Origin of the sequence: Fibrobacter sp. UWR2 (assembly GCF_002210285.1) — a bacterium.
In the GTDB taxonomy this organism is placed as follows: Bacteria; Fibrobacterota; Fibrobacteria; order Fibrobacterales; family Fibrobacteraceae; genus Fibrobacter.
The window spans coordinates 297,499-316,579 of the sequence record NZ_MWQE01000002.1 but is presented as its reverse complement, the minus strand read 5'-3'; the positions used below and the strand labels follow the sequence as shown (position 1 = coordinate 316,579).

Annotated in this window: 17 protein-coding genes and 1 tRNA gene; 10 read left to right on the top strand and 8 right to left on the bottom strand. The window is 55.1% G+C overall.

Translation table 11 applies throughout. The features are described 5' to 3' along the window. Positions 1 to 6 precede the first annotated feature (6 nt). Together B7994_RS05500 and B7994_RS05495 are read right to left on the bottom strand one after the other, a co-directional pair. Positions 7 to 378, bottom strand: coding sequence for a hypothetical protein (locus tag B7994_RS05500; RefSeq protein ID WP_088637457.1), 372 nt, complete (start codon positions 376 to 378; stop codon positions 7 to 9). Beyond that, a complete protein-coding gene (locus B7994_RS05495) occupies positions 379 to 1,428 on the bottom strand; it encodes an NAD-dependent epimerase/dehydratase family protein (RefSeq protein ID WP_088637456.1) in 1,050 nt (349 codons plus the stop codon). Positions 1,429 to 1,480: 52 nt separating this feature from the next. On the opposite strand from B7994_RS05495, the gene B7994_RS05490 reads away from it, so the two are divergent. Next, on the top strand, positions 1,481 to 2,152 hold the full coding sequence (locus tag B7994_RS05490; RefSeq protein ID WP_088637455.1) for a tetratricopeptide repeat protein: 672 nt from the start codon (positions 1,481 to 1,483) through the stop codon (positions 2,150 to 2,152). Positions 2,153 to 2,247: 95 nt separating this feature from the next. Here the strand turns inward: B7994_RS05490 and B7994_RS05485 are convergent, their stop codons facing one another. Both B7994_RS05485 and ispG read right to left on the bottom strand, forming a co-directional pair. Continuing rightward, a complete protein-coding gene (locus tag B7994_RS05485; RefSeq protein ID WP_073115843.1) occupies positions 2,248 to 3,414 on the bottom strand; it encodes a phosphoglycerate dehydrogenase in 1,167 nt (388 codons plus the stop codon). 41 nt (positions 3,415 to 3,455) lie between these two features. Continuing rightward, a complete protein-coding gene (ispG, locus tag B7994_RS05480) occupies positions 3,456 to 5,195 on the bottom strand; it encodes a (E)-4-hydroxy-3-methylbut-2-enyl-diphosphate synthase (RefSeq protein ID WP_088637454.1) in 1,740 nt (579 codons plus the stop codon). Positions 5,196 to 5,310: 115 nt separating this feature from the next. Between ispG and B7994_RS05475 the strand changes: the two genes are divergently transcribed. Further along, on the top strand, positions 5,311 to 6,057 hold the full coding sequence (locus B7994_RS05475; protein WP_088637453.1) for a glycosyltransferase family 32 protein: 747 nt from the start codon (positions 5,311 to 5,313) through the stop codon (positions 6,055 to 6,057). Positions 6,058 to 6,124: 67 nt separating this feature from the next. Here B7994_RS05475 and pnp read toward each other — a convergent pair whose 3' ends face one another. Together pnp and rpsO are read right to left on the bottom strand one after the other, a co-directional pair. After that, positions 6,125 to 8,365, bottom strand: a complete 2,241-nt coding sequence (gene pnp, locus B7994_RS05470; protein ID WP_369832759.1) for a polyribonucleotide nucleotidyltransferase — start codon at positions 8,363 to 8,365, stop codon at positions 6,125 to 6,127. A gap of 57 nt (positions 8,366 to 8,422) precedes the next feature. Further along, the gene (gene rpsO, locus B7994_RS05465; RefSeq protein ID WP_072810239.1) at positions 8,423 to 8,695 is read right to left on the bottom strand and encodes a 30S ribosomal protein S15; all 273 of its coding nucleotides are present in this window, start codon (positions 8,693 to 8,695) and stop codon (positions 8,423 to 8,425) included. A gap of 506 nt (positions 8,696 to 9,201) precedes the next feature. On the opposite strand from rpsO, the gene B7994_RS05460 reads away from it, so the two are divergent. The 3 genes from B7994_RS05460 (at position 9,202) to B7994_RS05450 (ending at position 12,854) form a co-directional block, all read left to right on the top strand. Further along, entirely contained in the window at positions 9,202 to 10,896 is a 1,695-nt protein-coding gene (locus B7994_RS05460) for a proline--tRNA ligase (RefSeq protein ID WP_088637558.1), read from the top strand. A 67-nt stretch (positions 10,897 to 10,963) separates the two neighbouring features. Beyond that, positions 10,964 to 11,827: a carbon-nitrogen hydrolase gene (locus tag B7994_RS05455; protein WP_088637557.1), complete on the top strand. Its 864-nt coding sequence runs from the start codon at positions 10,964 to 10,966 to the stop codon at positions 11,825 to 11,827. A 1-nt stretch (position 11,828) separates the two neighbouring features. Then, on the top strand, positions 11,829 to 12,854 hold the full coding sequence (locus tag B7994_RS05450; RefSeq protein WP_088637451.1) for an agmatine deiminase family protein: 1,026 nt from the start codon (positions 11,829 to 11,831) through the stop codon (positions 12,852 to 12,854). Between the two features lie 53 nt (positions 12,855 to 12,907). Here B7994_RS05450 and B7994_RS05445 read toward each other — a convergent pair. Further along, positions 12,908 to 12,980: transfer RNA gene (locus B7994_RS05445), tRNA-Lys, on the bottom strand. A gap of 125 nt (positions 12,981 to 13,105) precedes the next feature. Between B7994_RS05445 and B7994_RS05440 the strand changes: the two genes are divergently transcribed. Next, on the top strand, positions 13,106 to 14,074 hold the full coding sequence (locus B7994_RS05440; RefSeq protein WP_233143061.1) for a hypothetical protein: 969 nt from the start codon (positions 13,106 to 13,108) through the stop codon (positions 14,072 to 14,074). Then, positions 14,074 to 14,805 (top strand): hypothetical protein, encoded by a 732-nt coding sequence (locus tag B7994_RS05435; RefSeq protein ID WP_088637449.1) that lies wholly within the window; start codon positions 14,074 to 14,076, stop codon positions 14,803 to 14,805. The genes B7994_RS05440 and B7994_RS05435 overlap by 1 nt, the downstream gene beginning before the upstream one ends. Positions 14,806 to 14,825: 20 nt before the next feature. On the opposite strand, the gene B7994_RS05430 is transcribed toward B7994_RS05435, so the two are convergent. Next, positions 14,826 to 15,992, bottom strand: a complete 1,167-nt coding sequence (locus B7994_RS05430) for a glycosyltransferase (RefSeq protein ID WP_088637448.1) — start codon at positions 15,990 to 15,992, stop codon at positions 14,826 to 14,828. Positions 15,993 to 16,027: 35 nt separating this feature from the next. Between B7994_RS05430 and B7994_RS05425 the strand changes: the two genes are divergently transcribed. The 3 genes from B7994_RS05425 to B7994_RS05415 are packed head-to-tail and all read left to right on the top strand — an operon-like array spanning position 16,028 to position 19,079. Next, complete coding sequence (locus B7994_RS05425) at positions 16,028 to 17,155, top strand: glycosyltransferase family 4 protein (protein ID WP_088637447.1); 1,128 nt, start codon at positions 16,028 to 16,030, stop codon at positions 17,153 to 17,155. Continuing rightward, a complete protein-coding gene (locus tag B7994_RS05420; protein ID WP_088637446.1) occupies positions 17,152 to 18,093 on the top strand; it encodes a glycosyltransferase in 942 nt (313 codons plus the stop codon). The genes B7994_RS05425 and B7994_RS05420 overlap by 4 nt, the downstream gene beginning before the upstream one ends. After that, positions 18,090 to 19,079 carry a glycosyltransferase family 2 protein gene (locus B7994_RS05415; RefSeq protein WP_158213083.1) on the top strand — a complete coding sequence of 330 codons (990 nt, stop codon included), beginning with the start codon at positions 18,090 to 18,092 and terminating at the stop codon, positions 19,077 to 19,079. The genes B7994_RS05420 and B7994_RS05415 overlap by 4 nt, the downstream gene beginning before the upstream one ends. The last annotated feature ends 2 nt before the right edge of the window (positions 19,080 to 19,081 follow it).

Genomic DNA, 19,081 nt, shown 5'->3' with positions numbered 1-19,081 from the left:
CTCCTGCTACTTAGGCCTTCCGGGGTCGTCCGGATGTTCCAAAATATACAACAGCCACGCAGCCATCGTCTTCGCATCGCTCTCGCTCATGGGCGCAATTTCCATAGGATCCCACTGGTCAGGGTGCTTGGGCTCCGGTTTCATCAGGTACTGCACCAGGGCCTCGGGATTCTCTACATACTGCGCGACGTTATCCTTCATGGGCGGCGCCGCAAACTTGCGCGCCCAGCGATGGCAGCCCTTGCACTCGTTGTTATAGTATTCCGAAGCCTTCGCCTTGAGTTCGGGCGTCACGGCAGGCAGCACAAACACGTCAGCCGCTAGGAGCACACTGACAAGTAACAGTACCGCAACAACCGCCCGTGAACCGCGCATCATCTACCTCAATGGGTTCTTGTCGCTCTTGTACCACTTCATGAACTCGGCGATACCGTCGTGCAGGCTCCAGTGGGGCTTGTAGCCGCATTCCGCCTCGAGTTTCGCTGTGTCGGCATTCGTCTGGTAAACGTCGCCCGGCTGCATCGGCAAAAATTCCTTCTTCGCGGGCTCACCATAGGCGTTCTCGATTTCGGCGATAAAGTCCATCAGTTTCACCGGATGGCTGCAGCCGATGTTGTACACCTTGTAGGGCACGCCATTCGGGCATTCCGCGGCGACAGGCATGTGGTCGAGCGCATGAACGCTGCCTTCCGCGATGTCGTCGATGTAGGTGAAGTCGCGGATCATGTCGCCGTTGTTGAACACCTTGATGGGCTCGCCCTTCGAGATGGCGCGGGCAAAGAGCATCGGACTCATGTCAGGGCGTCCCCACGGGCCATAAACCGTAAAGTAGCGCAGTCCCGTCGCAGAAATTCCGTAGAGTTTCGAGTAGGCATGTGCCATCAGTTCGTTGCTCTTCTTGCTTGCCGCATACAAGCTAACCGGATTGTCGACCTTGTCATCCTCGCTGTAGGGCACCTTGCTGTTCAGGCCATACACGGAACTTGACGAGGCGTAGAGCAGGTACGGCACGCTGTTGTTGCGGCATGCCTCAAGGATGTTCAGGAACCCGACCATGTTGCTCTGCATATAAGCATAAGGGTTCGTGATAGAATAGCGCACGCCAGCCTGAGCCGCGAGGTTCACCACCTTGTCGAACTTCTCGGCAGCAAACAGCTTGTCGATGGATTCCTTGTCGGCAAGGTCCATGCGCACAAAACGAGCGCCCGCGAGCGTCGAACTTTCAAGCATCTGCCCGAAGGGTATCTCGGCAAGCACTCCACCGTTCGCCGAACGGAAGCCGTTTTCCCATAGGCGCCCGTACTTGAGGCGCACATCGTAATAGTCGTTGATGTTGTCAAGCCCGACAACCTCGTCCCCGCGGGCCGAAAGCATCGCCATAATCTTCGAGGCGATAAAACCCGCCGCACCAGTCACAAGAATCTTCATTCCAACAATCCTATTTTGTAAAGAAAAGTAGAAAAAAACTATAATTAGAGGCATGAAGAGAATCTTATTTACCCTATTGGCCGTATATTTCGCGCAAGCGTTCGCCGACACACCCGAAGAATGGATTGCAAGGGCGAACAAGGCGATAAAGACAGAAATCCGGGCATCGAGCAACTCCATACACTCGGCCTATTCCCTCGGAAGCCTCCAGGACGCATCCGCAATTCTGGATTCCGCACTCGAGCGGTTCCCGTACCGAATCGACATCTGGCTCGGGCAGGTCCAGCTAAACGGCGAAATGGAAAACTGCAAGGCGCAGGCCAGGTATTTCGAGAAAATCCATGAACTGCTAAAGACGAAAAAGGACAAATGCGAACTCAAGGGCGGGCAAAAAATCGCCGACGCAGACAAACTCCTGGAAGGCGAATTCACGATTGCCGCCAGGCAACATTTCGAAAAGGAGAACGACGCCTGCTACGAAATGCTCGCACGCCAAATGCTCAAATTCCTCCCCAACAGCGTAGAGGCACTAAACGCCATGAGCGTGGTGCACATGCTCCAGGAGAACGACAGCGCGATAGTTTATCTAGAAAAAGCCCACAAACTGGAGCCAACAGACTGCATCGTGATACACAACATCGCAGAATTCTACAAGCGCAAGGGCAACCAGAAAAAGCACGAAGAATACACGATGAAAGAAGCACTGATGTGTAGGCAGAAGTAGCGATTCTTTTGTTTATATACAAAAAGCCTCCGCAATGCGGAGACTAATTTTTTCAAGGAAGATCCCCGGTCAAGCCGGGGATGACATCAAAAATCCTAGAAGTGGATCACGCGGACCTTGATGACCTTGTCAAGCTTGGAGAGCTTCTCGATGATGGAGTCATCGACCTTGCTTTCGACGTCAACGAGGTTGTAGCCGATCTTGCCGTTGCTCTTGTTGCTGAACGAGGCAATGTTAATGCCTTCGGCACCGAACACCTTCGTGATTTCGGAAATCATGTTCGGAACGTCCTGGTTGATGACCACGACGCGGCTCTTGACACCGGCATGCGGGTGATCGACGAGGGCCGGGAAGTTCACGGAATTGCGGACGCAACCGAATTCGATGTAGTCCTTCAGTTCTTCGACGGCCATCACGGCGCAGTTTTCTTCGGCTTCTTCAGTGGAAGCGCCGAGGTGCGGGAAGCAGGTCACCTTGTCGTTCTTGATGAGGTCAGCATCCGGGAAGTCGCAGAGGTAGCCCTGGAGGGAACCGGAAGCGAGCATCTCGTTGACCGGGGCCATTTCCACAATGCCACCGCGGGCGAAGTTCATGATGTAGCTGCCCTTGAAGCCGGCGAGGTTCTTGCGGTTGAGGAGGTTCTCGGTCACGCCCTTGATGAACGGAACGTGCACGGTGAGGAAGTCAGACTTCGCAATCACGGTGTCGAGGTCGGCAATTTCAACCTTGTTGGAAAGTTCGTGCATGTTGGCGGCGTTCGGATACGGTTCGTAAGCGATGACGCGCATGTTCTTCCAACGGGCATAGTTGGCGACGAGCACGCCGATCTTGCCGAGGCCAATCACGCCGAGGGTCTTGCCTGCGAGTTCCATGCCGGCGAACTTCTTCTTGCCGCTTTCGACGGTCTTCGCGAGGTCCGGATCGGTGGTGTCGAGGTTCTTGACCCAAGCAGCGGCCTTGTCCACGTTACGGACGGCCATGCCGAGCACGGTCATCACGAGTTCGGCAACGGCGTTGGCGTTTGCACCCGGAGTGTTGAACACGCAGATGCCCTTCGCGGAAGCCTTGTCGATAGTGATGTTGTTCACGCCAGCGCCGGCGCGGGCGACAGCCAGCAGGCCGTCAAAGTTGTCGGTATCAACCTGGGCGGAACGCACCAAGATGGCATCCGGCTTCTCGACGGAGTCGGAAACCTGGTAGAACGAGCCAAACAGGCTCAAGCCTTTCTTGGAAATGTTGTTCATCGTCTTAATAGTTGCCATTTTTATGTCCTTTGTTAATGTTTAAAATCTTGAGGGGCGCGTTACGGGTCAATCCAGCGACCACGCTCCTTAATCAAATTCACGAGTTCCTCGATGGCGTCCTCTTCGGGGATGTTCTTCTTGACCGCCGTCTTGCCTTCAAACAAGGTAATGCGGCCGGGGCCACCGCCCACGTAGCCGAAGTCGGCGTCCGCCATCTCGCCCGGGCCGTTCACGATGCAGCCCATAATGCCGATGGAAATATCCGAGAGGTGACCGAAGCGGGCCTTGATCTTGCCCATCACCTGCTGGATGTCGTAGAGGGTGCGGCCGCAGCTCGGGCAGCTGATGAAGTTCGTCTTGCTGCGGCGGCAGTAGGCGGCCTGCAAAATGTCGAATGCAAGCAGGACGCATTCCTTAGCGCCCTTGTAGCCGTCGATAACGACGGCATCGCCAAGACCGTCCGTCACGAGGCTTCCGATATCGGCGGACACGCGGAGGGTCTCGGTTTCGTTGTCGTTAATCTTGGCGTAAAGCAGAATCGGGTCTTGGCGCTTCGCCGACTCCAGAGCCGCCGCTAATGCGCGCACGCCGGAGACCATCTCGGCACCGGTATAGCAGAACACGGAACCCGCGGGAACGGAGGCCGGATTCTGGGCGAAACCGGCGATGTCCATCGCATCCTTGAATTCAACAATCGGCTTTTCGCTCAAGCTCGGGAGGGCAAATTCCGCTTTGCGGCGTTCGCCGGTAAGTGCAATCGCATCGGCCTTCACGCCGACCTTCACCGGGCTAGAGCCACCGATTTCCACGCCGGAAATTGCGACAGGCGTTGTCGCCCTGCGTTCGTAATGGTACGGGTCCTTCTCGAATACGGGCACGTTAAATGCCGTCGGTGCAGTAGGCAACGCGCAGACCTTGATGAGTTCCTGTGCCACCGGGACTTCGGCCACCGGATCTTCGGTCAGGGAAACGCGTATCGTATCTGCCAGGCCATCGAGCAGGAGTGCGCCGATGCCCGCGGCCGACTTCAGTCGTCCGTCAGCACCCGCGCCCGCTTCCGTCACGCCCACGTGGAACGGGTACGGCTTGAAGCCTTCCTGCTTGATGCGGGCGGCGAGCATGCGGTAGGCGGCAATCGCCACGCGCGGGTTACTGCTCTTCAAACTTAAAACGACCTGGTCAAAATGCTCGGCCTCGCACACGGCCAGGTATTCCATGGCACTTTCCACCATGCCTTCCACCGTGTCGCCGTAGCGGTAAATCATGCGGGCAGAGAGCGAACCGTGGTTCACGCCGATGCGGATGGCGCGTCCCAGGCGCTTGGCCTCTTGCACAAAAGGCGTGAAGGCTTCTGCAACCTTTTCCTTGCCCTCGTCGAACGACTTGTCCGTCTGCTGGTCAAGCGTCAAAATTCCCGTGTCGACAAAGTTACCCGGATTGATGCGGACCTTCTCGACCCACTTGAGCGCCTCGAACGCGGCCTTCGGCTGGAAGTGGATGTCGGCAGAAACCGGCACAGTGCAGCCAGCGGCACGCACGCGCTTCATCACTTCTTCGAGGCCCTGCGCATCGGCAAATGTGGGAGCGGTAATGCGAACCAGGCCACACCCCACCTTGGCGAGCGCCAAAGTCTCGGCCACAGTCTTCTCGACGTCCTTGGGCTTAGTTGTGGTCATGGACTGAACTAAAATGGGGGCGTTGCCCCCTATCAAAGCCTCGCCAACGCGGACTTGTACAGTTTCCCTGCGGACGGCGTTAAAGCGGTCGGCAACATACGGGAATTCGCTAAACTTGGTCATACCCCAAATTTAGCAAAAAATCATTTTCAGGTCATTTTTCCAAATAAAATTGTAAAAAACATGTTCCATTTTCCAAAAAAAAAGTTAAAATAAGGGTACAGATGGAGTATGATTTATGATCCCGAAGATTTTTCATTACTGCTGGTTATCTAACGAGCCTTTTCCAGAAAAGGTTCAGCGTTGCATGGAATCTTGGGAGAAATACTTAGGCGATTACAACTGCATCTTCTGGGACTATCGCAAGGCGAAGGCTACTGGTATTCCCTGGATACTGGAGGCCATGGATCAGGGGAACTGGGCATTCGCCGCTGATGCTGTCCGCCTATATGCGCTATACACCGAAGGCGGCATCTACCTCGATTCCGACGTGCAGCTCCTAATGTCGCCAAACCACCTGCTCGACCGCAAGTACATCCTCGGGTACGAGAACGGTTCCAAGCGCATCGAACCGTCATTCCTCGGAGCCGAGAAGAACTCGCCCATCATCGGCGAGGCACTAAAGTATTACACTGAAAGACATTACGAATACAGCGAGGAGAAGGTGGAGCAGCTCGTGCTCCCGCAGATTCTCGCGAACGCCTGCGACAAGTTCAACGGGCTCGACATCCTGCCCGAATGGTACTTCTCGCCCAAGCGCTTCCTGGACGGGGCAATCAACACCGCCGACGAGACCGTGAGCATCCACCACTTCGGCAGCAACTGGCGTCCCGAGAACGTGCGCATCGGCATGAAGCGCAGGCAGTACATCTTCAAGAAGTTCCCTCGCCCCATCGCCGAACTGCTCGCCATCCCGACAACGTTCTGGTCCGACCTGAAGGCCCAGGGGCTCGGCGCCGCATTCAAGCATTTGTTCTCAAAGTAGCAACTTTACTAAGTAAAAAAAAACGCCCGGCGGTTAAGCCGGGCGTCTTCAATTTCGTATAAACGAATTATGCTTCAGTAGCGCCAGCGGGAGTTTCCGGAGCAGCGGCTTCTGCAGCAGGTGCTTCAGGAGCGGCTTCAGCGGCCGGAGCTTCAGCCGGGGCGGCCTTCGGAGGGAGCAGAGCCTTCATGGAAAGCTTCACCTTGCCCTTCGGGTCAACACCGAGGCAGAGCACTTCGACTTCGTCACCGACGTGAACAACGTCTTCGACCTTATCGACGCGGTGGTCAGCAAGTTCGGAGATGTGCACGAGACCGTCGCGGCCCGGGAGGATTTCGACGAATGCGCCAAACGGCTGGATCGTCTTGACCTTGCCCTTGTACTTGCGGCCCGGTTCGGGTTCGGCAGTGAGTTCTTCGATCATGCGGCGGCAGACTGCAGCGGCCTTGCCACTTGGGGCGGCAATGTCGATGTTGCCATCGTCGTCGATGTTGATCGTGCAACCCGTCTGAGACTGCATACCCTTGATCACGGAGCCACCGGAACCGATGACGTCGCGAATCTTGTTGGTCGGGATGCGCATCTTGATCATGGTCGGAGCCTTGTCGGAAACCTTCGGACGCGGAGCGGCGAGGCCGAGTTCAGCCATCTTGCCGAGGATGTGCAGACGGCCTTGGCGAGCCTGTTCCAGAGCTTCGCGCATGAGTTCCGGCGTAATGCCGCGGATCTTGATATCCATCTGGAAGGCAGTGATACCTTCGGCAGTACCCGTCACCTTGAAGTCCATATCGCCGAGGTGGTCTTCCGTACCGGTGATGTCGGTCAAGATCTTGATCTTGCCGCCTTCCTTCACGGAACCCTTTTCGGAGATGAGGCCCATGGCGACACCTGCGACCGGAGCCTTGATAGGAACGCCAGCATCCATCAAGCTGAGGCAGCCACCGCAAACAGAGGCCATGGAAGAAGAACCGTTGGATTCCTGAATTTCGGAAACCACGCGGATGGTGTACGGGAAGTCTTCCGGCAGCGGAAGAACGGCAGCGAGAGAACGTTCGGCGAGGTGGCCGTGACCGATTTCGCGGCGGCTCATGCCGAGGCGCTTGCATTCACCCACGCAGTACGGCGGGAAGTTGTAATGCAGCATGTAGCTCTTGGAGCCTTCGCCCTGCAGGCTTTCGTAGCGCTGTTCGTCGGCCTTGGAGCCGAGCGTGCAGACCACGAGACCCTGGGTTTCGCCGCGCTGGAAGATCGCAGAACCGTGGGCGCTCGGAAGAACGCCGAGTTCGATTTCGATCGGGCGGACTTCGGTCGTCGTACGGCCGTCGAGGCGCACGTCTTCGTTCAAGATCATTTCGCGCATGGCAGTGCGTTCGTAGTCGCTGAAGATTGCCTTCGCGTCTGCGACGAGAGCAGGATCCTGTTCTTCGTCCTTGCCGATGATGGCGAGAATGCGTTCGTCTTCGAGCATCTTCGCGCAGAGGTCTGCCATAGCCGGATAGAAGTCGGTCTTCACCATGTTGGAGTGGACGTCCTTGTTCAGTTCGTCCCACACGACTTCCTTCACCGTGGCGAGAAGCTTTTCGTGGGCTTCGCCAACGTGCTGCGGCTTGAGTTCCATCTTGGGCTTAGCGCAGCGGTCCACCAGTTCCTGTTGGGCCTTGCACATGAGCTTGATGGCTTCGTGACCGGCGAGAATTGCGTTGATCATCGTGTCTTCGGACACTTCGTAGGCACCGCCTTCCACCATGCAGACGGAATCTTCGGTACCGGCGACCACCAGGTCCAGATCGGCGCAGGCCATCTGTTCGTAGGTGGGCATCACGACGTTCTGGCCATCGACAACGGCCACGCGCACGGCGGCAACCTGCTGTTCGAAGGGCAGTTCGGAAAGACCGATGGAGAGGGATGCTGCAGACACGCCGAGCACATCCGGTGCAAACTTGCGGTCGGCAGAAAGAACCTGCACAATCACCTGGACTTCGCGCGTGAAGTTCTCGGGGAACATCGGGCGAATCGGGCGGTCGATGATACGGGCAGAGAGAGTTTCCTCGTCGGAGGGGCGACCGGCTTCGCGCTTGTTGTAGCCGCCCGGGAGGCGACCAGCAGCGTAGGCCTTTTCGCGATATTCGACGGTCAGCGGGAAGAAATCGCCTTCCTTCTCTTCGCCGTAGCAGACAGTAGAGAGCACGAACGCGTCGCCCATCTTGGCGACTGCGGCACCGCGTGCCTGCTTGGCAATACGGCCCGTTTCGAACGTGATGACGCGGCCGTCAGGGAGCGTAACGGACACTTCCTTCGGGTCGAGCATCTTGCCGTATTTTTGATGGTATGCGTCAATAGACATAGATTATCTCCAGTCCGCAGATTAGCCGCGGAGACCGAGTTCCTTGATGAGAGCACGCTGAGCGAGAATGTCCTGCTCACCGTAGTACTTGAGGAGGTTGCGGCGCTTGGCAACCATGGCAGACAGACCACGGAGGGAGTGGAAGTCCTTCTTGTGGCTCTTGATGTGTTCCGTCAGATTCTTGATCTTTTCCGTGAGGATAGCGATCTGGACGCGGACGTTACCGGTGTCCTTTTCGTTTGCACCAAACTTGGCGGTGAGTTCTGCAGCTTTTTCCTTAGTGATAGTAGCCATTATAGCCATTCCTTTTTTTGATTGTTGTTTCATTACATGTTTTTGTCCGAGTTTCCCTGCTCTTGCACCAGTGGAATTGGCGAATCTGGTCACAGGACCCAGGCAAAAATGCAATTTGGGCTGAAAATTAGTAAACAAAGCAGCAAACGAAGCTAAAAACAAAGAAAAAACACCCTAAATATGACCATTTTTCAGCCCTTTACGGACCAAAAGAGCTGGAACCCATATTTAGTCCGTAAAAAAAGAGGAGAACTCCCCCGCTCAGAGACAAAAATACAGACTAAAATGGGGGGCCGCCCGCTTTAGTCTGTAATTTCAGGTATCCACGCGCATAAAATCGTAACAAACAAATTAACAACCAACGTTTTTTTACGGACTAAACACAGACCTTCCCTACTTTAGTATGTAAGAGCATGAAATTTGAAAGATCAATGAACAGACCGAAATATGACAAGGCCCTATAAAAAAGTTAAATTTTGCGCGAAAAATCTAAAAAAGGCAACAAAATGAAACTCTCCAAGTACTTTTACGTGACGCTCCGCGAAACGCCGAGCGATGCCACCATGCCCAGCCACATCTTCCTCATGCGCGGCGGCTACATCAAGCCCGTCTCTACCGGTATCTATTCCATGATGCCCATGGGCTTCCGCGTGATCCAGAAGATCGTGAACATCATCCGCGAAGAAATGAACAAGATTGGCGGTATCGAAGTGGACCTGCCGGTGGTGCAGACCGCTGAACTCTGGAGCGAATCGGGCCGTTACCAGGCCATCGGCGAAGAACTCCTGCGCTTCAAGGACCGCAACAACCACAACATGGTGCTCGCTATGACGCACGAAGAAGCCATGACCGACCTCGTGCGCTACGTGCTCAACAGCTACAAGCAGCTGCCGGTGATGCTCTACCAGTTCAAGACCAAGTACCGTGACGAAGCCCGTGCCCGCGGCGGCCTTATCCGCGTCCGCGAATTCCTGATGAAGGATGCCTACAGTTTCCACACCAGCCAGGAAGACCTGGACCGTCACTACCAGGAAGAATACGACGCCTACCTCCGCATCTACCGTCGCGTGGGCATTGAACCGGTGGTGGTGCAGAGCGATACGGGTATCATGGGCGGTAAGGTCGCTCACGAATTCATGCTCGACACTCCGAACGGCGAAGACTACTTGATTCTTTGTAAGAAGTGCGGCTACCAGGCCAACCGCGAAATCGCGAAGTTCCAGCGCGTGCCGTTCAAGGGCGACGAAAATGCAGCCCTCGAAAAGGTCGCCACGCCGAACAGCGAAAGCATTGACGAACTCACCAAGTTCCTGAACGTCCCGGCTGAATCGACCGCCAAGTGCGTGTTCTTCGACTTCGAAGGCAAGCTCATCACGGTCGTGGTTCCGGGCAACCTTGACGTTTCCGAAATCAAGCTTCACAACTTGCTGAAGGCGAAGGAACTTTACCCTGCCGAAGACAGCCTCATCAAGGCCTGCGGCATGGTTCCGGGATTTGCGTCCCCGATCAATTCTCACGACACGCGCATTATCGTGGACGAAGCGATTGCCGATTCCTTCGATCTCGTGACGGGCGCAAACGAAGAAGGCTACCACTTCAAGCATTGCAACCCGAAGCGCGACTTCCCGAAGTTCGAAGTGGCCGACATCGCCGAAGCGAGCGAAGTCTGCAAGTGCCCCTGCTGCGGCGAACTCCTCACCGAAACTCGCGGCATCGAAATGGGTAACATTTTCAAACTCGGCACCAAGTTCTCTGAATCTATGGGTGCCAAGTACCTCACCGCCGAAAAGACCACCGCTCCCGCCATCATGGGCTGCTACGGCATCGGCGTGGGTCGCTTGATGGCTTCCGTCGTTGAAAACAGCCACGATGACTTCGGACCGATCTGGCCCAAGTCCATCGCTCCGTTCCAGGTGGAAATCGTCCCCATCGGCAAGGAAGCCGAACTCGTTGAACTTGCTGAAAAGTTCGAAAAGGAACTCGAAGCCGCCGGCATCGACGTGCTCGTGGATGACCGCGACGAACGCCCGGGCGTGAAGTTCAAGGACGCCGACCTCTGGGGTTCTCCGGTGCGCATCGCCATCGGCAAGAAGGGCCTCGCCAACGGTGAAGTCGAATGGAAGTTCCGCAACGAAAAGGAATTCACCATGGTCAAGGTCGAAGACGTCATCGCCAAGGCCAAGGAGTATTTCGAAAAGTAAGTAGATCCTCGCCTGCGCGAGGATGACAAAAACGCGGAATGACAACTACAATCGCGGGGATGACTATATGAGCAAGATTAAAGTAGCCACGCTGCAAGGCAAATGGACAGGCGATTTCGATTCGAATAACGCCTGGTACGTGGAACAGGCCCGTGCCCTCAAGGGCAAGGGCTACGACCTGGTCGTGTTGCCGGAACTCTTCCACACGCCATACTTCCCGTTCGAGGAGAACGCGGACTTCTTTGACCTCGCCATCGAAAAGGACCACCCGATTGTGGGCCAGTGGCAGTCCATCGCAAAGGAACTGAACGCCGTCGTGGTGTTCCCCTTCTTCGAGAAGCGCGCCCGCGGCATCTACCACAATTCCGCCTTCGTGTTCGAGCGCGACGGCAGCATTGCCGGCCTCTACCGCAAGAGCCACATTCCCGACGATCCCGCCTTCTACGAGAAGTACTACTTCATCCCGGGCGACACAGGTTTCGAGCCCATCAAGACAAGCGCAGGTACCCTCGGCGTGCTCATCTGCTGGGACCAGTGGTTCCCGGAAGCCGCCCGCATCATGAGCCTCAAGGGCGCAGATGTGCTCATCTACCCCACCGCCATCGGCTGGATGGACAGCGAGCCTAAGGAAATCTACCCGCGCCAGCAGGACAGCTGGATGACCGTCATGCGCGGCCACGCGATTGCAAACCGCACCTTCGTGATTGCGGCAAACCGTGGCGGCACCGAAGGCCACCTCACGTTCTGGGGCACGAGTTTCGCCGCCGCACCCGACGGCTACATTCTCGAAAAGTGCTCCCCTGAATTCCTCGGAGTCTCCACTGTGGAACTCGACCTCGTCGAAACCGAGGAAAACCGCCGCTGGTGGCCGCATTTCCGCGACCGCCGTATAGACCTGTACCAAGACATCCTCAAAATCTGGGGCAACTAACATGGCTTTAGCAACAATCCGCTACCCGGCAGAATGGGAGGACCAGAAGGCGACATGGCTTTCCTTCCCGCACAACAAGCAGAACTGGTATGGCGAACGCGGCATCAAGATCCGCAAGTTCTATATCGACCTCATCCGCACCATCAGCGATTTCCAGCCGGTGAACGTCCTTATTCCAAACAAGACGTTCCTGACGGAAGCCGAAATGAATGCACTCAGTGGCACGGCATTCCCTGTTAACTTTCACGTCATCAAGACAGACGATATCTGGATCCGTGACTACGGCCCGTTCTTCGTGAAAAAAGGGCGCAAGACCGTCGTTTCCGAAGCCGTTTTCAACGCCTGGGGCGCAAAGTTCCCTCCGTGGAAAAACGACAACCAGATTCCCGCCCGCATAGCAAAGGCCATCGGTTACGAAGAAGGGAAAAAGATTCCCTACATTTTCGAAGGTGGCGCCATCGAAGTGAACGGTGACGGACTCGGAATCACCACGCTCGACTGCCTCGTGGGCAAGAACCGCAACAAGCAGGAAGAACTTTCCAAGGTCATCAAGTCGATTTGCGAAACGCTCGGCCTCAAGAGCCTGCTCATCCTCCCCCACGGTCTGAACGGCGACCACACCGACGGGCACATCGACAACGTCGCGCGATTCGTATCCAAGAACAGACTCGTCATGGCCTGGGATTCCAACATGAAATCGAAGAACGCAAAGGTTCTCTCAGAGGCAAAGTACCTCATCGAGACTTGGCTCAATGCGTTCTACGGCAAGAATTTCAAAGTTGACACTTTAGCACTCCCCCCGCAGAGGAAACTCGAAGACGGCCAGATTCTCCCCGCGAGCTACATGAATTTCATCTTCGTGAATGGCGGATTAATTTACCCGAAATACAAGTGCAAGAACGATGCTATCGCGCAGAAGTATTTCGAAAGCGTATATCCCGAAAGATTCGTCATCGGGCTAGACAGCCGTACCGTCATCGAAGAAGGCGGAAGCCTCCACTGCATGAGCAAGCACGAGAGCAAGTAAGGAGACGCGTAAAAGAAAAATCCGATCCCGAAACTACGGAACCGGATTTTCACTGAGCTATGAAGGGCTCGAACCTTCGACCCACGCCTTAAAAGGGCGTTGCTCTACCAACTGAGCTAATAGCCCGAGCGCTCCAAATATATTAAAAATCGATTTTTTTGTAAAGGTTGTGGGTCTTTTTTTTCGTTTTTTTGTAAATTTACCACATGAACTTTAAAAGAAGAGTTTTGTCACTTGTGTTATGGAGTCTGATGCTCCCTACGTGCGCGAGTGCATACTTTTCGCAGAACGACCAAGGCAAGGAAGTCTTCTCGTTCATGAGCACGTTCGACAGTCCGCGTAACGCCTCGCTCGAAAAAGCCGCATCTGCATACCCCACGAACGACCCGACCATAGTGCAGTTGAATCCGGCCGCACTCCGCTTGCCGGACGGAACGAAACGTATTGGTGAAATCCACTGGCAAACAGGCGCAATGGCCGATAACCAGGGTTCTATCTCGTACACATCGAGTTACAGAAATTTCCTGTACCAGATTTCGTACAACTGGCTTGATTACGGAACAATAACCGGCTACGATGAGTACGGACTGGAAACAGGCAAGGAATACAATCCTTTAAGCCAACTCGCTACGGCAACCGTCTCGTACGCCATGACCCACATCAACGTGGGCGCGACCATCAAGTTCGCAGCAGAACAGCTCACCGACGATAAGGGCGACAGGATGGCAATGGGCGCCGCATTCGACTGGGGCATATCCTGGCAATCTGACAGTAAGATTTTCGGTGCAGCAATCGTTGCCAGGGACTTCGGCATGCTCCTGCGCGACTACATCGACGACGGCGAAGACGATTTCTACCCTATGTCGCAATTGTTCGGCATTTCACTGTACTACAGGCCAGTCATCCTGCCGCGACTCACTATCATGACTGAAAGTGATTTTCCGCGATTCGCCGAATCACGATTTGCACTCGCAGGCGAATACGCTCTAGGCCAGAATTTCTTTATACGCGCAGGCTTTACACGAGCATGGCTTGACATCACACGCGACTTCAAGCAACTCATTTCGGCAAACAGCCGTCCTGACGAATCGCAATACGCCCGCATGCTGAGCGCCGGTCTTGGCTACACTAGCAAGATGTTTTCCATCGACTACGCCTTCTCGTACCTCGCTCAAGGGCTCGGGGTAGAACACCGCATCGGTCTGCGCTTGGGTCTGTAATGCGGCAATTCGATGTCCTCGTGTGGGATTCCACAGAAGATCCAAGCCAAGAAAATCACCCCTTCACCCCACCGTTTACCGACGATGCACTCGGATGGTTCTACGGCAACAACCTGAATTCGAACCTCGAAAACAGTGAGGCGGAATGGATCGTATTCGCACACAGGTCCATCGCGATTGACCGGCAATTCCTAAACGACCTCGCCGAGTGCATTTCGAGTTTCCCGATGGTCGACGCGTTTGCACCTCGCATACACGATACCGCCGCAGGCAAATTCCTTTCAGGCTACGCGTTGGATAAAAAGACCGGCCTAAAGATGCTCGATGAGAACGCAAAAATGCGTTTTGTCGCAGCACCGTACCCGTATCTAGCAGTCTTTTCTCGCAGGATCATGCAACGCACCGGCAGGCTCGACGACACGCTTACCCAAAGCACGATGTTCGCAGATTTCGCATTCCGCATGCTCCATGCCGGCGGTAAGATGTTCTCCGTCCCATACCTGGTAGCAAATACCACGGGCAACCTTTCCGAAACCGGCACAAAGGCAACAAAGCACTTCGCCTATGCGCTTGTAAAGTCGTTCGGGATTCTGCACAACTTACGCTTCCTCGTAAAGAACCCGAAGGTCTCTTACTTTATCTGGAAAAAACGCAAGGAAATATTCGAAAAACGCGACAAGGCGACACTCCTGAGCAAACTCAAGAGCGATTTCCTAGCGGAACTTTTCTGAAACCCTAAAATCCCGGCGCATTACAAGCCGGGAGTTTCAAGGAACTCAACCACTCGTTCCGTGAAACTTTTCATGGAGCAGTATTCAAGAAGCTTGCAGGCGGCAGCATCGTCAACGACATTCTCGCCGGCAAGTACGCGGTCCAACACGCGAGCGTAGGCTTCCGCATCATCGGCGGGCGTTACCAGCGGGCATACACCGTCCAGGTTTTCCTCGACCGCCGATGCCCTTGCGCACACCGCAGGCGTGCCGCAAGCTATCGCCTCGATAGGCGGAAGCCCGAAGCCTTCCAAGAAACTCGGATAAACCATCAAATCGGCATGGCGATAAAAGTCCCGCAATTCCACAGCGCTGAATTCGTTAAAATGGAACACGTTATACAGTTTTTTCTCGTTCACTATCGCGCGCAAGCGATCCGAGAACTTGCCTACACGCACAAAGGCCACATCGGGCCGCAAGCGTGCCATCTCGAAATACGTATCGATATTCTTGCGCGGTTCATCAAGGCTCACGTTCAGGCACATGCCCTGGAAATTACGCATTCCATGCTTTCTACGGAATGCGGCACGTTCCTCCTTCGTCACGGGAGTTTCCGGCGCATTGAACAACGCGGAATCGATCGGGCAGCCAATAACCTTCCCAGGAGCGTCGGCCATCTTCTTGCCAAAATACTTGGCCGCTTCCTGGCGCGTCCAGTTCGAATTGTAGACAAAGCCGTCCGCACAGAGTGTCCCGCGGACAAAGAACATGTTCAGGAGCTTGAACTTGATGCTATGCGGGTAGAGAGTCTCGGCAAACGTGTCGTGCACGAACATTATGGTCGTTGCATCCCAAGTCGCGGCAATCGATTCCCTGACAAGAAACCCCAACTCAGGGCGGATAAAGAAAACCACATCCGGCTTGATAGCGCGAAGGATCTTCCGGAAGGCGGAAGGAAACGTGAAAAAACCCGTGTAAAGCGATTTCGCCCAGATTTCGTGCGCAGTGAACCCGCGGGCATCTGCAACCGGGACCGGGGCAGACTTTTTTGCAACGGCATCATCAGGGAAAAACTTCGGAGTCTTGAGCCAAAGCACGTGGGCATCATACTTTTCATGTACGGCATCGAGCAAGTTTATGGTCAACCGACCAAAACTCGTGCGTTCGTTCTTGTCGCAGACAAAAAGGACCTTTTTTTTTTTCGCCATCGTCTAGAATATAGCAACTTTCTATATTACAATTGATGTCTTCTACCTGCAAGAAATCCATTAGTTTCTACAGCGACGCTCCCGAATGGGGCGGCCAGGAAATCCTTTCTGCAAGGATAGCCTCCATCGTTGCCGAAACGAACGATGTCACGTTCTTCTATTCGTGCGAAAAGTTTGCAGGATTCCTCCCCGAATGCGTAAAGCAGGTTAGGCTCCCCTACCATTCCGAAACGCCCTTCCCGATTATCCGGGACCGATTCGGCGGAAAGACACAGAAGGCCGAAGAACTGTTCAAAAAGAACGGCGTCCAGAACCTGGTGCTCTGCCCCGGCAACATTGAGCGCTGCCTGCCCGGACTGTGGGCAGCAAAACGGCTGGGCATCCCTACGGTATCCTACCTCCCGCTCGCCTTCACCCAGAAGGAAACTCATGCAAACCTGGGATGGATACGCGATATCCTCGCCAATAGAATCTACAGCAAGGTAGACCGCTGGATTGTAAATTCGCCATACCAGAAGCGCCTTATGGCACGGTTCGTAAAAAGCGATGTCGAAACGCTGCTGAACCCGCTTGCATGGGATATCTCGGCACCGCCTAGAAAACCGCAGTCTTCCCTGAACATCGCCATCGTCGGTCGCATATTCTTCGAACAGAAGGGGCACGACATCTTGCCCGAAATCGCCCGCCTGCTCCAGGAACAGAATGCCGACGTGCGCTTCACGGTTATCGGCGAAGGTACGCACGAAAGTGCGTTGCGCCAAAAGCTCAAGAACAAGGGCGTCGAAGACCTTGTCGAATTCACGGGCTGGATGCCTCCGGAAAAGGTGCAGGAAAAACTCATCAAGGACATCGACCTGCTCCTGATTCCGTCACACTTCGAAAGCGGACCAATCGTGCTGTTCGAAGCGCTCCAGTGCGGGTGCCCCGTGCTTGTCGCCGACGCCGAGTACACAGAAGACTACATCCTGCCCCCTTGGATGCTCTTCAAGGAAGGCTCCGCTGGCGATGCCGCCGAAAAAATCCTGCACTACGCCGAGAACTGGAACGAGGCCGAATTCCAGGATTTAAAGAAGCGCCTTTTCCTCGACCGCACCGACAATGACTTCAAGCGAAACGTTTCCCGCATCTTTGAAAAGCTTTTTGCCGAGGGGTGCCTGAAATGAGCCGCATCTATATCGTGCTTGCCACTTACAACGGAGAGCGTTTTCTAAAAGAAATGCTCCAGTCGCTTGTAGGCCAGAGCCGCCCAGCAGACAAGGTCATCGCCATCGACGACGCCTCGCAGGATTCCAGCGTCGAGATACTCGAATCCTTCAAGGGAAAACTCCCGCTCGAGATTTTCAGGCAAGAACAGAACGGCGGTCACCGCAAGGCATTTGCCACCGGGCTTGAACAGGCCAGGCAATACGTTCAGCCAGGCGATCTGATTGCGCTTGCCGACCAGGACGACGTCTGGAAAAAAGACAAACTCGAAAAACTCGAATCGCTCCTCGGCGAAAGCGCGCTCGTATTCGGAGATGCCGAAGTCATCGACAAGGACGGGAAAATCCTCCGCGACTCCTGGCGCAAAGAAGCGCTCATACAGAAATCTATTCCGCTCAAGGCCCAAATCGCAGGCATCAACAATGTCACCGGTTGCCTTTCGCTCTTCAGGGCGGAACTTCTCGACAAGATCCTCCCCATTCCAGAAGACGTGACCGTTCACGACCGCTGGGTTGCGATGATTGCCGAGAGGAACGGCGGAATCAAGGCGATTGACGATGCCGTCGTGCAGTACCGCCTGCACGAATCAAATGCCGTAGGCGGCAAGCCCGCGCCGGCAATGAGCAAGACCCTCGAAATACAGGTCCGCTGGCTACAGATGATTATCGCCAACAGCGATCGGCTCTCGCTCTCACCCGACGAAATCGTTTTCACGAAGCACCTGCTCTCCCTTTCGCAAAAGCGCCTAAGCAGCAGCTTCATGCCATTTGAAATCCCGTGGATTTTCGCCAACAGGAATGTCCTTTTCGAAAGCGTTCCGGCATGCGCCCTAATCAAGAAAGTTCTATTTACCGCCATCGGGCTTCCGCTCGCAAAAAAAATCTGGAAGAAATCATGAGCGAAAGAACTGCCATAGTCCTCGTGACCTTCAACGGCTGGGAAATGACCCGGAACTGCCTGAACGACCTGGCGGCGCAACTGAACGATTCCGAGTATTTTGTCGTGGCCGTCGCCGACAATGCGAGCACTGACGGCACACCCGAAAACATCCGCAGGGAATTCCCGGCAGTACACCTGTACGCAAGCCCGAAGAACATCGGATTCGGGGCGGCCAACAACCTTGCACTCAACGGCCTGATTAAAGACGGCGAAGCATTCGATTCCATCTGTCTGTTGAATAACGACACAAGGCTACAGCCTGAGACAATTCCGCAACTGCGCAACGCCTGGGAAAAAAGCCAAAGCCTCGCACAGGGCGAAGGCGGCAAGTTCGCCGTCGTAGCGCCCACCGTCAAGAATCCGGACGGGAGCGAGCAGCCCAACTATTTCGCAGGGCTCGGGCCCGAGGGAATCGGGAGTATCGCATTTTTCAAGAACGCCTTCCGAAACGAAGCCTCCGCCGCAAAAATCCTGCAGGGGACTCCCACGCAAACGGCACAGGGCAGCCTCGCCGAAGTCCACTGGACCTCGGCGGTATGCTGGATGTTCGGGAAAGACCTCTACGATGCCCTCTGCAAAGAAAATCCAGGCGGCACGCTTTTCGACGAAAAGATCTTCATGTACTACGAAGATGCAGACCTGGCCCTTCGCGCGCGCCGTCTCGGCACAAGGTTCTATGTCGCCGGCGACGTAGCGCTGACCCACCTAGGTGGAGGTTCCGCCCAGAGCAATACGAGACGCGCCCTGCAGCACGACCGCGCGCAGCAGTACGTGTTCAAGAAGCATTTCGGTTTCCGCGGATTCATACTTTCGAAATCATTTAGGTTCACGCGGAGCCTTGTCCGCATCGCGGCAAGCCTCCCCCGCTGTTTCTGCCCGGGCGGCAAGCAGGCCCGCGCTTACGTCAAGCACCATTTTACCCTGATGAAGGCAGCACTATGGTAACG

Coding starts and splice junctions, on each gene's coding strand:
- B7994_RS05460 (WP_088637558.1), top strand. CDS start 9,202: ATGAAACTCTCCAAGTACTTTTACGTGACGCTCCGCGAAACGCCGAGC.
- B7994_RS05495 (WP_088637456.1), bottom strand. CDS start 1,428: ATGAAGATTCTTGTGACTGGTGCGGCGGGTTTTATCGCCTCGAAGATT.
- B7994_RS05490 (WP_088637455.1), top strand. CDS start 1,481: ATGAAGAGAATCTTATTTACCCTATTGGCCGTATATTTCGCGCAAGCG.
- B7994_RS05440 (WP_233143061.1), top strand. CDS start 13,106: ATGCTCCCTACGTGCGCGAGTGCATACTTTTCGCAGAACGACCAAGGC.
- B7994_RS05450 (WP_088637451.1), top strand. CDS start 11,829: ATGGCTTTAGCAACAATCCGCTACCCGGCAGAATGGGAGGACCAGAAG.
- pnp (WP_369832759.1), bottom strand. CDS start 8,365: ATGCTCGACCCGAAGGAAGTGTCCGTTACGCTCCCTGACGGCCGCGTC.
- B7994_RS05475 (WP_088637453.1), top strand. CDS start 5,311: ATGATCCCGAAGATTTTTCATTACTGCTGGTTATCTAACGAGCCTTTT.
- B7994_RS05455 (WP_088637557.1), top strand. CDS start 10,964: ATGAGCAAGATTAAAGTAGCCACGCTGCAAGGCAAATGGACAGGCGAT.
- B7994_RS05425 (WP_088637447.1), top strand. CDS start 16,028: ATGTCTTCTACCTGCAAGAAATCCATTAGTTTCTACAGCGACGCTCCC.
- B7994_RS05500 (WP_088637457.1), bottom strand. CDS start 378: ATGATGCGCGGTTCACGGGCGGTTGTTGCGGTACTGTTACTTGTCAGT.
- B7994_RS05430 (WP_088637448.1), bottom strand. CDS start 15,992: ATGGCGAAAAAAAAAAAGGTCCTTTTTGTCTGCGACAAGAACGAACGC.
- rpsO (WP_072810239.1), bottom strand. CDS start 8,695: ATGGCTACTATCACTAAGGAAAAAGCTGCAGAACTCACCGCCAAGTTT.
- ispG (WP_088637454.1), bottom strand. CDS start 5,195: ATGACCAAGTTTAGCGAATTCCCGTATGTTGCCGACCGCTTTAACGCC.
- B7994_RS05415 (WP_158213083.1), top strand. CDS start 18,090: ATGAGCGAAAGAACTGCCATAGTCCTCGTGACCTTCAACGGCTGGGAA.
- B7994_RS05435 (WP_088637449.1), top strand. CDS start 14,074: ATGCGGCAATTCGATGTCCTCGTGTGGGATTCCACAGAAGATCCAAGC.
- B7994_RS05420 (WP_088637446.1), top strand. CDS start 17,152: ATGAGCCGCATCTATATCGTGCTTGCCACTTACAACGGAGAGCGTTTT.
- B7994_RS05485 (WP_073115843.1), bottom strand. CDS start 3,414: ATGGCAACTATTAAGACGATGAACAACATTTCCAAGAAAGGCTTGAGC.